At 58.8% G+C, this 14,232-nt stretch carries 15 protein-coding genes and 2 pseudogenes; 10 read left to right on the top strand and 7 right to left on the bottom strand.

Annotated elements, in window-relative coordinates; all coding sequences use genetic code 11:
- Window positions 1-4: 4 nt before the first annotated feature.
- The 4 genes from AB4Z52_RS12890 (at window position 5) to AB4Z52_RS12905 (ending at window position 4,617) form a co-directional block, all read left to right on the top strand.
- A complete protein-coding gene (locus AB4Z52_RS12890; protein ID WP_442218313.1) occupies window positions 5-994 on the top strand; it encodes an ABC transporter substrate-binding protein in 990 nt (329 codons plus the stop codon).
- Window positions 995-1,091: 97 nt separating this feature from the next.
- Window positions 1,092-2,642, top strand: a complete 1,551-nt coding sequence (locus AB4Z52_RS12895; RefSeq protein ID WP_442218314.1) for a sugar ABC transporter ATP-binding protein — start codon at window positions 1,092-1,094, stop codon at window positions 2,640-2,642.
- A gap of 29 nt (window positions 2,643-2,671) precedes the next feature.
- A complete protein-coding gene (locus AB4Z52_RS12900; RefSeq protein ID WP_442218315.1) occupies window positions 2,672-3,643 on the top strand; it encodes an ABC transporter permease in 972 nt (323 codons plus the stop codon).
- A gap of 65 nt (window positions 3,644-3,708) precedes the next feature.
- Window positions 3,709-4,617, top strand: a complete 909-nt coding sequence (locus tag AB4Z52_RS12905) for an SMP-30/gluconolactonase/LRE family protein (protein ID WP_442218316.1) — start codon at window positions 3,709-3,711, stop codon at window positions 4,615-4,617.
- A gap of 35 nt (window positions 4,618-4,652) precedes the next feature.
- Here the strand turns inward: AB4Z52_RS12905 and AB4Z52_RS12910 are convergent, their stop codons facing one another.
- The 4 genes from AB4Z52_RS12910 to AB4Z52_RS12925 all read right to left on the bottom strand — a co-directional run bounded on the left by AB4Z52_RS12910 (window position 4,653) and on the right by AB4Z52_RS12925 (window position 7,273).
- Window positions 4,653-4,952, bottom strand: a complete 300-nt coding sequence (locus AB4Z52_RS12910) for a putative quinol monooxygenase (RefSeq protein WP_442218317.1) — start codon at window positions 4,950-4,952, stop codon at window positions 4,653-4,655.
- A 43-nt stretch (window positions 4,953-4,995) separates the two neighbouring features.
- Window positions 4,996-5,376 carry a DUF427 domain-containing protein gene (locus AB4Z52_RS12915; RefSeq protein WP_442218318.1) on the bottom strand — a complete coding sequence of 127 codons (381 nt, stop codon included), beginning with the start codon at window positions 5,374-5,376 and terminating at the stop codon, window positions 4,996-4,998.
- A 46-nt stretch (window positions 5,377-5,422) separates the two neighbouring features.
- Window positions 5,423-6,640, bottom strand: a complete 1,218-nt coding sequence (locus AB4Z52_RS12920; RefSeq protein ID WP_442218319.1) for an MFS transporter — start codon at window positions 6,638-6,640, stop codon at window positions 5,423-5,425.
- 81 nt (window positions 6,641-6,721) lie between these two features.
- Complete coding sequence (locus AB4Z52_RS12925; RefSeq protein ID WP_442218320.1) at window positions 6,722-7,273, bottom strand: TetR family transcriptional regulator C-terminal domain-containing protein; 552 nt, start codon at window positions 7,271-7,273, stop codon at window positions 6,722-6,724.
- A 405-nt stretch (window positions 7,274-7,678) separates the two neighbouring features.
- Between AB4Z52_RS12925 and AB4Z52_RS12930 the strand changes: the two genes are divergently transcribed.
- The 5 genes and pseudogenes from AB4Z52_RS12930 to AB4Z52_RS12950 all read left to right on the top strand — a co-directional run bounded on the left by AB4Z52_RS12930 (window position 7,679) and on the right by AB4Z52_RS12950 (window position 11,909).
- Window positions 7,679-7,942, top strand: coding sequence for a type II toxin-antitoxin system ParD family antitoxin (locus AB4Z52_RS12930; protein ID WP_442218321.1), 264 nt, complete (start codon window positions 7,679-7,681; stop codon window positions 7,940-7,942).
- Window positions 7,939-8,242: pseudogene (locus AB4Z52_RS12935) on the top strand (type II toxin-antitoxin system RelE/ParE family toxin). The gene AB4Z52_RS12930 and the pseudogene AB4Z52_RS12935 overlap by 4 nt, the downstream one beginning before the upstream one ends.
- A gap of 361 nt (window positions 8,243-8,603) precedes the next feature.
- Window positions 8,604-9,218, top strand: coding sequence for an NAD(P)H-dependent oxidoreductase (locus AB4Z52_RS12940; RefSeq protein ID WP_442218322.1), 615 nt, complete (start codon window positions 8,604-8,606; stop codon window positions 9,216-9,218).
- Window positions 9,215-11,116: a monovalent cation:proton antiporter-2 (CPA2) family protein gene (locus tag AB4Z52_RS12945; protein WP_442218323.1), complete on the top strand. Its 1,902-nt coding sequence runs from the start codon at window positions 9,215-9,217 to the stop codon at window positions 11,114-11,116. The genes AB4Z52_RS12940 and AB4Z52_RS12945 overlap by 4 nt, the downstream gene beginning before the upstream one ends.
- Before the next feature lie 55 nt (window positions 11,117-11,171).
- On the top strand, window positions 11,172-11,909 hold the full coding sequence (locus AB4Z52_RS12950; protein WP_442218324.1) for a transporter substrate-binding domain-containing protein: 738 nt from the start codon (window positions 11,172-11,174) through the stop codon (window positions 11,907-11,909).
- Here the strand turns inward: AB4Z52_RS12950 and AB4Z52_RS12955 are convergent.
- Window positions 11,906-12,082 (bottom strand): annotated as a pseudogene (locus AB4Z52_RS12955) (transcriptional regulator); the annotation flags it as partial. The gene AB4Z52_RS12950 and the pseudogene AB4Z52_RS12955 overlap by 4 nt on opposite strands.
- A gap of 68 nt (window positions 12,083-12,150) precedes the next feature.
- Here AB4Z52_RS12955 and AB4Z52_RS12960 point away from each other — a divergent pair.
- Window positions 12,151-12,489 (top strand): transposase, encoded by a 339-nt coding sequence (locus tag AB4Z52_RS12960; protein WP_442218325.1) that lies wholly within the window; start codon window positions 12,151-12,153, stop codon window positions 12,487-12,489.
- Here AB4Z52_RS12960 and AB4Z52_RS12965 read toward each other — a convergent pair.
- Complete coding sequence (locus AB4Z52_RS12965) at window positions 12,420-13,244, bottom strand: ABC transporter ATP-binding protein (protein ID WP_442218326.1); 825 nt, start codon at window positions 13,242-13,244, stop codon at window positions 12,420-12,422. The two genes, AB4Z52_RS12960 and AB4Z52_RS12965, sit on opposite strands and share 70 nt — an antisense overlap.
- A 2-nt stretch (window positions 13,245-13,246) precedes the next feature.
- Window positions 13,247-14,230, bottom strand: coding sequence for an ABC transporter ATP-binding protein (locus AB4Z52_RS12970; RefSeq protein ID WP_442218327.1), 984 nt, complete (start codon window positions 14,228-14,230; stop codon window positions 13,247-13,249).
- Window positions 14,231-14,232: the final 2 nt, after the last annotated feature.

A 14,232-nucleotide genomic window follows, 5' to 3' on the forward strand; every position in this document is an offset into this window, starting at 1 on the left:
AACAATGACCATGTTTAAGTCGATACTGTCTCGCCGCACGTTCACTGCCCTTGCCGGCGTGGCCATGCTTGCCGCTGTCACGCCCGTCCCTAGCTATGCCGCTGACGTGACTATCCCAATCATCGTCAAGGATACCACGTCCTTCTACTGGCAGATCGTGCTCGCAGGAGCCCGCGCAGCCGGCAAGGATCTCGGCGTCAAGGTTCCGGAACTCGGCGCCCAGTCGGAATCTGATATCAACGGCCAGATCAGCATTCTTGAGAACGCCGTCGCCGGCAAGCCGGCCGCCGTCGTCATCTCGCCGACGGAATTCAAGGCCCTCGGCAAGCCTGTTGACGAAGCTGCCAAGTCGGTTCCCGTCATCGGCATCGACAGCGGCGCCGACAGCAAGGCGTTCACTTCGTTCCTGACGACCGACAACGTCCAGGGCGGTCGCATCGCCGCCGACGGCCTTGCTGCAGCCATCAAGACAGCAACTGGCAAGGATAGCGGAGATATCGCGATCATCACCAGCTTGCCGGGCGTCGGATCGCTCGATCAGCGCCGTCAGGGCTTCCTGGACCAGATCAAGACCAAGTATCCGAACCTGAAGGTCATCGCTGACAAGTATGCCGACGGCCAGGCGACCACCGGCCTTAACATGATGACCGACCTGATCACCGCGAACCCCACTCTCGTCGGCGTCTTTGCTTCCAACCTGATCATGGCTCAGGGCGTTGGCCAGGCGATTGCTGAGAACAAGCTCGGTGACAAGATCAAGGTCATCGGCTTTGACAGCGACGACAAGACGGTAGGCTTCCTCAAGGAAGGAGCCCTTGCCGGCCTCGTCGTCCAGGATCCTTACCGGATGGGTTATGACGGCATCAAGACGGCGCTTGCCGCCTCGAAGAAGGAGAAGGTCGCAGCCAACGTCGACACCGGCGCAAATCTCGTGACCAAGGCCAATATGTCCGACCCTAAAATCGACGCCCTGATCAACCCCAAGGTCAAGTAACAGCGAAACCACGCCCGGGCACAAACGGACGAGGCTTGCTTTTATCCCGGCCCATCGCAAGATGGGCCGGCGATGCGCGGTGAGGAAGGAGAACTCCATGACCAGCCTTGAAGAGATCAGTCATCGGCATGATGACAGCAAAAAAACAGAGGCGGCCCGCGTCCCCGCAGGCTCACCGATACTGGAACTCAGGGGTCTTCAGAAGAACTACGGCTATGTCGAGGCGCTGAAGCCGGCGACGATCGCGTTTCTCGCGGGAGAAATCCATGCGATTGTCGGCGAGAACGGCGCTGGAAAGTCGACCCTCATAAAGCTTCTGACCGGGGTCATTAGGCGCACGGCAGGAGAGGTCATATGGTGCGGCCATCCCGTGCAGCTGTCGACACCCAATGAGGCAATCGCTCGCGGCATCAATGCCGTTCACCAGGAAGTCGTGCTCTGCCCGCACCTGACGGTCGCAGCCAACCTGTTTCTCGGCGACGAGCTCAATCAGTTCGGCCTCATGCGCAAGCGCGAGATGGAGAAGGCTGCGCAGGTCGTCCTTGATGATCTCGGCTTCGGATTGCCGGCGCCGGCCCTGCTCGGCTCTCTGACGATCGGGCAGCAGCAGCTTGTGGCCACTGCCCGCGCGGCGATGCGCGGCACGCAATTTCTGATCTTCGACGAACCCACCGCCTATCTGACGCGCCAGGAGTCGGCACAGCTTTTCAAACTGATCCGCCGTCTGCAGGGCGAAGGTGTCACCATCGTCTATATCAGCCACCGAATGGAAGAGGTCTTCGAACTGGCAGACCGCGTCTCGGTCCTGCGTGATGGCACGCATGTCGGCACGCGGACCATCGGAGAGACGGACGAGAACGAGCTGATCGCATTGATGATCAATCGATCGATCGAGCAGATCTACCACAAGGAAGCGATCCCGATCGGCGAAACCATCCTCGACGTCCATGGGCTTTCTGGTCCCCGATTTGAGGATGTCTCGCTCACCGTTCATGCCGGTGAAATCGTCGGGCTCTACGGGCTCATCGGCGCCGGCCGCAGCGAATTCGCGCTCGGCCTTTATGGCCGGCAGCCTGTGTCGGCCGGAGAAATTCACTGGCAGGGCAAAAAGGTCGATATCCGCAACGAGCGTGATGCCATGCGCCTCGGCATCGCGCTTGCCCCCGAAAGCCGCCGCGACCAGGGCCTTTGCCTCAACTTGCCGATTGGCCTCAACATCAACCTGCCCGTCTTCGAGCGCCTGAGCAACGGGCCGATGATCAGCCGCCGTGACGAGGCCACCAATGCCGACCGGCAGATCCGCAATCTCAGCATCAAGACGCCTACGCGCCGCGTGCTCGCTTCCAGCATGTCCGGTGGCAATCAGCAGAAGATCGTCATCGGCAAATGGCTGAGCCACGGAGCAAAGCTATTCATCTTCGACGAACCGACGGTCGGCGTCGATGTTGGAACGAAGGCGGAAATCTATCGCCTTTTCGCCTCGCTTTTGAAGCAGGGCGCCGGGATCATCCTGATTTCGTCCTATCTGCCTGAGGTTTACGAGCTTGCCGATCGGCTGCATGTCTTCCGTCAGGGCAGACTTGTGGCGAGCCACGACTATCACAAGGCGTCGCACGAGGAAGTTCTCGGCGAAGCAATCGGCGTTTGAGCGACACAAGAAAAATTGGGAACAAAACCATGACAGTCACCACCACCGAGGTTACCGCCCCCGCACCAGGCCGACGGATGAACATCCTCTTCAGCCTGACGCTGATCGGCCTTCTGCTTTTCCTCTGGATCCTGCTCGGCATCTCGACCGCCAGCTTCTGGACACCGCTCAACATCAGCAACCTGCTGCGCCAAGGGGCAATGACGGCGATCCTGGCGTTGGGCCAGACCTTCGTCATCATCACCGCCGGCATCGATCTGTCCGTCGGCGCGATCGTCGGCTTTACCAGCGTCATTCTTGCCTGGCTGATTCAGGCTGGGGTTCCACTCTGGCTGTCGATCGTCCTCACCTTGCTGATGGGCGTTGCGATCGGCGTGTTTCATGGCTTTGGCATCGTGCGCATGGGTTTGCCGCCGTTCATCATCACGCTGGCAACGCTGACCTCGCTTCGCGGCATCGGCCTGTTGATTACCAACGGCTCCACCATCAATATCGTCAATGAAGGCTTCACCGACTTCGCCCGAGCGGATTTCCTCGGCGTTCCGAGCCTGTTCTGGATGGTCATTCTCGTGGCTATCCCAGCCTATTTCTTCCTGCATCTCAGCCGCTGGGGTCGATATCTCTTTGCTGTCGGCTCGAACCGCGAGGCGGCGCGCCTGTCCGGCGTCAACGTCAACCGCATGATCTATCTCGCTTATATCCTGTCGGCGACCTGCGCTGCCTTTGTCGGCGTGCTCCTTGCCTCGCGCATCGGCATCGGCAATGCGACACAGGCGGAAGGTTGGGAATTGCAGGCGATCGCCTCCTCGGTCATCGGTGGTACCAGCCTTTTTGGCGCAATCGGCTCGGTACAGGGACCGCTGATCGGCGCCTTCATTCTGGCGACCATCAACAACGGGGCGAATCTCCTGAATGTCAACGCCTTCTGGCAGCGGATCATCACCGGCGTGCTGATCATCGTCATCGTCTACTTCGATCAGCTTCGTCGCCGGAGAATGTAGAACCGGGGGGCGCTGCTTTGTGAAATTCGCGCCCATGGGATAACCGGTGAGGAGAGGAAAGTTCGTTGAGCCACTATGAAATCCTCGATCAGCGCTTTAAAGCCCTGATCAATGGGCAGGCGAAGCTTGAGCATCTTTGGAGCGGCGGGCGCTGGACAGAGGGACCGGTCTATGTTCCGGCCGCCCGTCACCTTGTCTGGTCGGACATTCCCAACGACCGGATCATGCGCTATGACGAAGTCGGAGGCGTTGCCAACATCTTCCAGACGCCCTGCGGCCACCACAATGGCCACACGCTCGATCACGAAGGTCGGATCATTGCCTGCGAACACAGCGGGCGGCGGGTCAGCCGCCTCGACCACGATGGAGAATGGCGCACGCTTGCCGATCGCTTCGAGGGAAAGCGCCTGAACTCTCCAAACGACGTCGTGGTCAAATCCGACGGTTCGATCTGGTTCTCCGACCCGACCTACGGTATCGACAGCGATTACGAGGGCTATGCTGCGCTCTCCGAGATCGGCGCATCGAACGTCTACAGGATCGACCCCGGCGACGGCTCGCTGTCGCTGATGGCAAGCGACCTCGTCAAGCCCAATGGCCTTGCTTTTTCCGGCGACGAAAAGACGCTCTACGTCTCGGACACGGGCGCAACCCATGTTCAAGGCCTGCCGGCCGCCCTTCGGGCCTACCCCGTCGGCGGTGATGGCCACAGCCTTGGCCAAGGCCGGCTATTCGCCACATGCGAAGCAGGCCTCTTCGATGGGTTTCGGGTCGATCGCCATGGCAATATCTTCGCTTCCAGCGAAGATTCGGTGCGTGTGTATGCTCCCGATGGCAAGCTCATCGGCCGGATATTGGTGCCTGAATGCGTATCCAACCTTTGCTTCGGTGGACCGCGGCGCAACAGGCTCTACATCACCGCGACGACTTCGCTCTATGCGATCTACGTGAACAGCGGTCCGGCCCTTCGCTGAAGGGGCTGGCCCTCGCAGCGGTTTGGAGAAGGCGATCAGGCAGCGCTAAGGACGTGCACTGCGGCACTGGCAAGAAGATCCTTCGTCGCTGCCGAATAGGCGGCCATATGCGGAGCTGCCCCATGCGCCTTTAATGCCGCCATGCTTTCCCATTTCTCTATGACGACAAACGTGTCGGCGCCGAAGGCCGGATTGGCACCCGCCACATCGACGACTGGAGCATATTCGATGCAGCCGGCTTCGGCCTCCACCGTTGGGACGATGCCCTTGAAAGCTTCGAGCAGCGCATCACGCTTGCCCGGCTGGGCAGTGATAATGGCGACGACGTGGATCATGCTGGTTCCTTGATCGTTGGGAATTCGAAAATGAAATGGAAGATCAGGCCGCAGGCGTTACTTCGATACTATCGACGCGATCGGGATAAAACGCCATGTGGTCCTTGATCTCGGCAACGGCATCATAGGGCGTCTCGTAGGTCCAGATGGCATTCTTCGATCGCTCGCCCCCGGCCGGAACGCTGTAATAGGAGCAATCGCCCTTGTAGGGGCAATAGGTGCTGTGGTCGGTGCGCGCAAGCAGCGACATATCAACATCCGCGCGCGGAATATACAGCACGGCGGGATAGGAAGCCTCCTTCAGCAACAAGGCGTTTCGGCTGTCGGCAATCACGCGTCCGCCGACAGACACCACGACATGCGACGGGGCAGGCTCGATGCTAATCGGATGGTCTATGTTCGGGATCTTGATCGTCTTTTCCATGACTTTCCTCTTGGTGTGACAGAATGGTTGAAACCAGTCCTCAGCTTTACCCGACGGACGATTGAACGGCGGACTGCAATCTGCCGGTGCGAAGAGCCAACAAAACCGCGGCAATGCTTAAGGTTCCGATCAAGATCGCGCCGATATCGATCCCAAAAGCGAGCCCGTACGCTGTTGCGATCATCCCGACGGCAAGCGCAACGATACCCTGGGTCAGATAGGCAACAAGAAACAACGCGGACAGAGTACCGCCGCGATGATGGGCAGGAGCATTGGCGCTCAACAGGTTCAGGCCTCCCGAAAACAGCAGGCTGTAGCCCATCCCTGCAGCGGCTGCGGCGGCGATGAAGATCAGCAAGGCGTGCTCACTTGCCGAGAGCGCCAGAAGCGCCATCGCGGCCACCGATGCAGTACCACCAACGAGGATTGCCGTCGTCGACGCGAGACGCCGCGCCGGGATCGTCACCGCAGCCGCGACCACGGCAAAGAGTGCGATCGTCGCCCCGTTTACCAGCGAGTTGGATGAGCCGATCAGATCATGGGCAATCTGCGCGCCAAGCGACAGCACCACTGCGCCGAGCGCATAGGATGCCGTCACCGCGATCGTTGCCGACGCAAAGATCTCCCTGATACCCCTGGGAATGACAATCGCCTTCGGCCGCCAGCGGCCGCGCGCTTCAGCCGACGTATGACGCGGCAGGAACCAGGTGGCCGCAAAGACCGCAGCAAGAACGAACAGAAGAACCCAGAAATTCAGCCGGGTTGGAAAAGGTGCATATTCGATGAGCGCGCCACCAACGAGCGCCGCACATGTAAGACCCAGCGCCTGCGCAGCCGTGGTCACCGCGCTTGCGCGCTGCGACTGTCCAGGGGCGCTGAATTCAACCATGGCCGCTGCAGAAGGACTTGCGGAAAGCCCAACGCCGAGGCCCATGAAAACCCGACCAATGAACACCCAGAGAATATCCGGCGCGATGGCAAAAAGCAGCACGCCGACCAGGGATGCGCCCATCCCGAGCAACATCGTGGCGCGCCGGCCGACATAGTCCGAAATGTCGCCGAATCCGATCAAAACAAGCACGACGACGATCGGATAGATGGCGAAAATGGCTGTCGTAACCGTGGGCGTCAGACCCCACTCCCTGGCATAGAGCGGGTAGGTCATGGCAGGGGCGGCGCTGGTCCAAAGTGTGTGGGCAACGACAGCAGCCGAGACCCAGAAACTGGCCCGACGGCCAAGCACGGAAGAAGAAGAGACTTTCATAGGAATGCTTTCACGCCGTGGGCAAGGTTTCGTGGATGACATGAACGAGGCATCGGCCACATGCCGCCGCCTCCTGATCGATCAGTGCAGGATCGTCGAAAACAGAATTTTCTTGAAACGATCCACTGGTTCTGGACTGCGTTCGGCCTTCGCCAAGAGGTTTGCACCCTGCAACGACGAGACGATAAACGCAGCGACCTCCTCGCATTCGAAGTCTTGGCGCAATTCGCCAGCTTTCACCGCGGCCTCCAGACAATAGGCGATCGCATCGCGAACCTCGGCGAATACCTTCAGCAGCTTGGCCCTGATCGCCTCGCTATGGTCGGTTGCCTCGGCTGTGAAATTGCCGAGAAGGCAGCCGTTTCGCATGTTTTGCTGGTTCAGGCGATTCCTGCTTCTGTCGATATAGTCGGCAAGTCTTTGAAGCGGCGGAAGCGCATCGTTTCGAAGCGTGTCTCGTATGACGGCTTGGCTCCTTGAGAAATAAAGGTCGATCACTTCCAGGCCAAATACCTCCTTAGAGGCAAAATGGTTGGTGAACGAGCCCTGCGGCACGCCCGCGGCCTGGACGATGTCGCGAACGGAAGCGTTGGCGAAGCCATGCGCGTGCACGACCTGCAGACCCTCCGTCAAAATTTTGTCCCTGTGCGACGGCTTTGCCATATCTGGTATCTCGAGTGAGAAGCTTCGATCGCTCCTATATGGACGTCCGTATTAGAATTTCAAGCTTGCTAAACTATAAGGCTAACAGGAAGGTTGATTGCGGCATCATTAAACTTCTATCATGGATAGAAGCGCTTACTTAAATTGGTGACGATAGAGATATCTGAAAGGCACTGTCCTATGGGGTCAGCGAGAGCCCGATTTTCCGGACTAATGGCTAGCATCTGTGAGCTGTAAAAATCCAGTCTCCGCTGCGTGGCGCGGATCGTGACTACGCTCGTCGACCACACCCCCGGGGACGCCGGTCTGTCATGTCAGGATCGCTGATAACTATTATCGGGTCATGATATAAGATCGCAACAGGAAGGTACCAACATGGCAAGCAGCGCAGACCTCGGGAAACGTCTCGAAAATTACGTATCCGACCTTGTGAGAGCCGGCCGCTATAACTCGCGCAGCGAAATTCTGCGGGAAGGGGTGAGGCTGCTTGAAGAACGCGAAAAGCGCCTAGCCGTTTTGGATGCCGCGATTGAACGCGGCCTTGCCGACGCAGATGCTGGACGGGTCAAGCCTATCTCTGAGGTTGCAAAGCGCCTTACCGCTAAATACGAGCGCATGGCGCAAGATACTGGCAAGTGAGGGTTGTTTTCTCGGCCGAAGCGGAATCCGACCTTGAGCGGATCGGCGACTATATTGCCGCCGACAACCCGCTGAGAGCGGTGAGCTTCGTTAACGAGCTGGTCAAGCGGTGCGAGCGGCTAAGTGATATGCCGCGCGCCTATCCTCTTGTCCCGCGTTATGAGCATACGAATGTGCGCCGCCTTCCTAATGGGAACTATCTCATTTTCTACCGGGTCGATGAGCCAGGTCGTGATCGTGCACGTCCTTAATGGCGCCCAGGACTACGAAGCCCTCTTGTTCCCAGGTAACGAGAGGTAGGCGATGTCCTGATAACGGGACTTCAATGCCCGGATGCCTTTTCAAGATCTAAAGGACAAGCCATAGCTACTCTGTCGTCGTCTTCACTTGTGGCGCAGCGGTTGCTAATGTTTGAAAAAAGATAAAGATCTCATCGATCGCGGATTGTGAGATCCTTGGTCGCCAACTGCGAGCAACTGCCATGCAAGCACGGCGCCAAATCGCGCGCCTTGACGCCGCATGAACCAAAGCCTCACTCCCAGATCTTGTTTTCACAGCGATAAGTTTACGGTGCGCACGCCGCCGATCGGCGACATCGACTTGACGTGGCGAAGGAAACGACAGCAGTTTGTCATTCATTCCCGATATTAGCCGAGGTTCCATGGCAAGAGTGCTTGTTCTGTTCGTCCACCCAGGTCAACGCCATTCCAGGGTCAATGTGGCCATGGCCAAGGTCGCAAAATCGGTGGACAGAGTGACCTTCGTCGATCTCTACGCCGACTATCCCACCTTCAACATCGACATCGATTTCGAGCAGGCGCGATTGCAGGCACATGATGTCATCGTGTTTCAGTTTCCGATATACTGGTATTCGACACCGGCGCTTTTGAAGGAATGGCAAGACCTGGTTCTCGAATATGGGTTCGCCTACGGCCATAATGGCGACAAGCTGAAGGGCAAGATATTTTTGCCCGTCGTCACGGCCGGCGGGCCGCAGGACGCCTACGGGGCGACCGGGCGCAATCACTTTAGTTTGCGCACGCTGCTGTCGCCGCTCGAGCAGACGGCAAATCTCTGCCAGATGCGATACATCCCGCCGCTGGTGCTTTTCTCCGCGCATGATTCCAAGAATGATGGACGGGCAGAACGCCATCTCTCAGCCTATCGAACCCTTTTGGAATCGCTCAGGGACGATCACTTTCATCTGGAAAGGGCACTTCAGAGCGACCTGCTCGATCACGAGAATTTGCCCATTCACCAAGGAGAAGAGCGATGAACGGATTCGTCTTCCAAGCTTTCATCTATCTCCTTGCAGCGGTTGTCTCGGTGCTTGTCGCCAAGCGGTTGGGCCTTGGTTCCGTGCTCGGCTATCTCATCGCCGGCGTTCTGATCGGTCCAGTGCTGCACCTTGTCGGCAACGAGACCGAGGACCTGCAACACTTTGCCGAGTTCGGCGTCGTGATGATGCTCTTTCTCGTTGGGCTCGAGTTGCAGCCGCGCGCGCTTTGGGAAATGCGCGCCAAGCTGCTGGGGCTCGGAGGCCTGCAGATCGTCGCGACAGCGGCGCTCGTCATGGCGATCAGCATGCTGCTCGGCCAGGTCTGGAGCGTGTCGCTGACGGTCGGCTTCATATTCTCCCTGTCTTCGACGGCCATTGTTCTTCAAACCCTGGGCGAGAAGGGCCTGCTGAAGTCGGACGGCGGCCAGTCAAGCTTCTCCGTGCTCCTGTTCCAGGACATCGCCGTCATTCCCATGCTGGCGTTGATCCCGCTATTGGCGCTTCCTGAGCTCAGTCGCCTCTTGCAGCATACGCCAGCAGCCGGTGGGCATTCGACGGCAGGGCTTTTGGACGGGCTGGCAGGCTGGCAGGTGACGATCATCACCATCGCCGCAGTCGCCTTTGTCGTGGTCGCCGGCCACTACCTCTCCCGGCCGATCTTTCGGATCATTGCGGCCTCCAAGCTGCGCGAGATTTTTACCGCCGCCGCACTGCTGCTGGTCATCGCCATCGCACTTTTGATGACGCTCGTCGGCCTATCGCCCGCTCTGGGCACGTTCCTGGCTGGTGTGGTCCTTGCCAACAGCGAATTCCGCCACGAGCTTGAAAGCGACATCGAGCCTTTCAAGGGCCTGTTGCTCGGCCTCTTTTTCATTACTGTCGGCGCCAGCATCAACTTCGAGCTGTTGTGGGCAAAACTTGCCATCGTCGTGGCATTGACGCTCGGGCTGATGGCCGTGAAAATCGCGGTTCTGCTTGTGCTTGCCCACCTGTTCAAGCTGCGGGGATCGGACAAGTGGCTGTTTGCCATGGGGCTCGCACAGGCCGGCGAATTCGGGTTTGTTCTGCTTTCCTTCACGGTACAGAACGCAGTCCTGCCTCAGGAACTGGCAGCCGTGCTGCTGCTCGTAGTCGCACTTTCGATGATGCTGACGCCGGCGCTTTTCATTGTCCTCGACAAATTGATCATGCCGCGTTTTGACCGACAGCAGGCAGAAGACGCCGACGACATCTCCGAGCCGGCGATGGTCATTATTGCCGGCCTTGGGCGCTTCGGGCAGATCATCAATCGCGTTCTGCTTGCCAACGGCCACAAGACCGTCGTCCTCGACTATCAGGCCGACGTGGTGGAGGGCCTGCGCAAGTTCGGCGTCAGGTCCTTCTTCGGGGATGCCGGCCGGCCGGATCTGCTTCATTCGGCGGGCCTTGCCGGCGCAAAGCTGCTGGTGGTCGCAATCGACGACCCCGACCGCTCGGTCGAAATCGTCAAGCATGCCAGGCGCGAAAATCCGGGGCTACACATCATCGCCCGCGCCTTCGACCGAGGCCATGTCTACCGCCTCTACCAGGCAGGTGCTAACGACATCGTTCGTGAAGTCTTTGACAGCTCGGTTCGCGCTGCCGGATACGCATTGGCAGCGCTTGGCATGCATCCCTACGAGGTCGAAAAGAGCAAAACCGTTTTCGTCCAGCAAGATCGGGCGGGACTGCGTCAGCTAGCGCCGCTATGGAAGGAAGATGTCCCGGTCTTCAACAATCCGGAATATATTGCAAAGGCCAAGGAGATTGCCGAACTGCTTGAGGCCGCAATGCTCGGCGACCGCAGCGCGTTGCATGACAAGACGGAGCGCGGCTGGACACCACCCGATGTCAGCGCCGCCCTTGAAAAGGGTTGACGCCGTCGATTTCCGCGGCAGTTTGAAATGAGTGGACAGAACGTTGGAACAGAAGATGCAGCACGACAACGCCATCGCTCGCGAGCTTATCCCAACAGGCGCGCTTCGGCTCGGCGTCGTCGCGGCGCCGGCTCTCTCGGCGCTTTTTGTGGTCTATGACGACGACACCAAGAGCTATCACGGCGTGACCATCGATCTGGCGCACGCGCTCGCTTCGGAGCTCGGCTGCCGCCTGGAGATAGCCTGTTTCATGAACTCCGGCGCATGCACCGATGCGTTGAAAACGGGAGCCATCGATGTCGGCTTCATGCCGGTCGACGACGAACGGCGCAAGCAGGTAGCATTCGGGCCGGCCTACTATATTCTTGAAAGCACCTATCTTGTGACGGAAACCTCCGGAATCAATACCCTGTCAGAGGTCGATCGCCCGCAAGTGCGCGTTGTCGGCATTGCCAACACCACGACAATTCGCAGCGCCGCGCGCAGCCTGACCAAGACTGTGCCACAGGTGGTCGATACGATTGCCGAAGCAGTCGAGCGGATACGAACCGGCCAGGCGGACGCATTCGCTTTGTCACGCGAGGCTTTCACGACACTGCTTCCACAATTGCCCGATACGCGGATCCTCGAAGGCGGTTTCCAATCGACAGGGATAGCGATCGCCGTCGGGCGTGGGAAGCCGCACGCCCTGTCATTCGTCAGCGCTTTCATGACCGATGCGAAGGAGTCAGGTCTCGTTCGACGGGCACTCGATGCCGCCGGCTTCAAGAACGAACCGGTCGCGCCGCTTTAGAAATAGAGCGACATGACGATATCCTGGTCGAAGTCGCCGAAGCCCTTGCCGAAGATATTGAGACCACCTGGGTTGCCGGCGGTTTCGTCGATGCCGATGCGAAAGCGGATCCAGTGATGGTCCTGAAGACCTAGCCAGGTGATCGTTTGCGTCGAGACGATTTCGCCGTCAATAGGCTTTGTCGCACGAACGGGAGCGTGGCTGATATTTAGCGTGCGTTTTCGCCTTCGGGATGTCCTGTATGCCTCATAAGTTCAACGCCGATTGGCGACTTAAGATCGCCAGATGGAAGCATCGGGTCACAAATTGGATCGCGCATAGCGAGAGCCTGCAGCGGCGCGGTGATTTGACGATTTGGGTCAATGATGAGGTGCTTTGTCTGCGGTCCGCGTCTCGCCGCAGTTCGCGGGATGGCCAGCAGAAATATTCGGATCTGGCGATCACACTGTGTTTGACCCTGCGTGTGGTCTACAGCAGTTCCCGCGCTCGGAGAGAAACGGTGGATATGGGTCAAGTTGTCGAAGATTGCTGGATCTTGGGGCCAGTGGAAAGGACAGCTTCCTTCAGCGCGCGTGAATAGGGATGTTGCGGATTGTCGAGAACTAGCCGCGCCTCCCCTTCCTCGACAATTTCGCCCTTTCTCATGATGACGACGCGATCACTGATATAGTACGCAGTCGCGAGATCGTGCGTTATGTAGACGATCGACAGGCCGAGTTCCTTCTTCAAACGGCCAAAGAGGTTAACGATGGCCATTCTCAGCGAGGCGTCGACCATTGAGACGGGTTCGTCGGCTACCAGAAGCCGTGGTTGCGGTATGAGCGCGCGCGCGATTGCTGTGCGCTGCAACTGGCCGCCCGACAGTTCGTGGGGAAACCGGCCTCTCACCTCGGCTAGGGTCAGTCCGACATGCGCGAGTGCGGCGTCGGCCATACGCTCGACCTCCTCCCAGGTCGGCTTCTTACCGTCAGGAGAAAAATTCTTCGCCGTTTCGAAGAGGTAGCGGTCGACCCGCTTCAGCGGGTTGAAAGCCTCGAACGGGTTTTGCAGCACCGGCTGGACATCCCTCATGAACGCACGGCGCTCGACCCTGCCGTGAATCGCGACGGGCAGTCCCCGAAAATCTAGCTTTCCTTCTGTTGGCTTCGTCTGGCCGAGAATCATCGCTGCAATCGTCGACTTTCCCGAACCGGATTCGCCGACTATCGAGAGGATCTCGGGCTCCCGTCCAAGTGTAAGGCTGACATCGCGGACGGCAATGATTTGGCGCCGGCTGAGCAAACCACCCTGGCGATAGACCTTAGTGACATGCGAGAGCGAAAGGAGATCGTCCAAATTTATCCTCCCGTTACAGCAAAGCAGGCAACGCGCCTGTCAGGCTCAATGGTCACCATCGGCGGCACCTCTCGGCTGCAAATGTCCATGCGCTTCGGGCACCTCGGATGAAACCGACAGCCTTCCGGCGGCATGGCAAGGTTTGGCGGCCTTCCTTCCAGCGAGGGCCGTGCGGTCGTATCGCCGATGCGCGGAAGGCTGGCGACCAGATGTTGTGTGTAAGGATGAAGTGGCAATTGGAAGAGGTTGCGAGTGGGTGCCTCTTCAACCAGGCGGCCGGCATAGACGATTCCAATGCGGTCGGAGACGGTGGCATGCACGCCCATGTCATGGGTGACAAACAGAAAGGAGGAGCCCATTTCTCGCTGGATTTCGCGGATCATCGTCAATACGTCGCGCTGCACTATTACATCGAGGGCCGTCGTCGGCTCGTCCGCGATGATGAACTCCGGCGTCAGTATGGTGGCGAGCGCGATGGTCATGCGCTGGCGCATCCCGCCGGACAACTCGTGCGGATAGGCATCGAGAAGATCAGGATCGAGCTTCAGCCGCTGCAGATGGTTGGCGACTCGGTCGAAGAAGGTGGATCTTTCAACTTTCATGTGGCGAAAGGCAAAATCGGTAAACGAATGGCGAATGCGCCGCACCGGATTGAGCACGTTCATTGAGCCCTGCATGATGTAGGACAAATGCCGCCACCGCAGGGCTGCCCTCTCATTCGGGGTCATGGCATAAATGTCCTGCACGCCGCCGGCGAAATGAAATGTGACCGCGCCCGAAACGACCCTGAGCGGGGGGCGAATAGCCCCAGCTATGGTCTTGATGAGCGTCGTCTTCCCGCTGCTTGATTCACCGGCGATGCCGTAGATTTCGCCGCGCCCAATCGTCAGACTGATGTCGTCCACGGCGCGCACTTCGCGATCGATGCCGTAGAGGAAAGCCCTGTAGTAGGCCTTGAGGTTCTTTACTTCGACCACGGCTTCCATGC

The sequence above is a fragment of the Rhizobium sp. 2YAF20 genome, from assembly GCF_052114685.1.
Lineage (GTDB): Bacteria > Pseudomonadota > Alphaproteobacteria > Rhizobiales > Rhizobiaceae > Rhizobium.

Bases quoted from the DNA above. Each gene is read 5' to 3' on its own strand.
- AB4Z52_RS12890 (WP_442218313.1), top strand. From the start codon at position 5: ATGACCATGTTTAAGTCGATACTGTCTCGCCGCACGTTCACTGCCCTT.
- AB4Z52_RS12895 (WP_442218314.1), top strand. From the start codon at position 1,092: ATGACCAGCCTTGAAGAGATCAGTCATCGGCATGATGACAGCAAAAAA.
- AB4Z52_RS12900 (WP_442218315.1), top strand. From the start codon at position 2,672: ATGACAGTCACCACCACCGAGGTTACCGCCCCCGCACCAGGCCGACGG.
- AB4Z52_RS12910 (WP_442218317.1), bottom strand. From the start codon at position 4,952: ATGATCCACGTCGTCGCCATTATCACTGCCCAGCCGGGCAAGCGTGAT.
- AB4Z52_RS12915 (WP_442218318.1), bottom strand. From the start codon at position 5,376: ATGGAAAAGACGATCAAGATCCCGAACATAGACCATCCGATTAGCATC.
- AB4Z52_RS12920 (WP_442218319.1), bottom strand. From the start codon at position 6,640: ATGAAAGTCTCTTCTTCTTCCGTGCTTGGCCGTCGGGCCAGTTTCTGG.
- AB4Z52_RS12930 (WP_442218321.1), top strand. From the start codon at position 7,679: ATGGCAAGCAGCGCAGACCTCGGGAAACGTCTCGAAAATTACGTATCC.
- AB4Z52_RS12940 (WP_442218322.1), top strand. From the start codon at position 8,604: ATGGCAAGAGTGCTTGTTCTGTTCGTCCACCCAGGTCAACGCCATTCC.
- AB4Z52_RS12945 (WP_442218323.1), top strand. From the start codon at position 9,215: ATGAACGGATTCGTCTTCCAAGCTTTCATCTATCTCCTTGCAGCGGTT.
- AB4Z52_RS12950 (WP_442218324.1), top strand. From the start codon at position 11,172: ATGCAGCACGACAACGCCATCGCTCGCGAGCTTATCCCAACAGGCGCG.
- AB4Z52_RS12960 (WP_442218325.1), top strand. From the start codon at position 12,151: ATGCCTCATAAGTTCAACGCCGATTGGCGACTTAAGATCGCCAGATGG.
- AB4Z52_RS12970 (WP_442218327.1), bottom strand. From the start codon at position 14,230: ATGGAAGCCGTGGTCGAAGTAAAGAACCTCAAGGCCTACTACAGGGCT.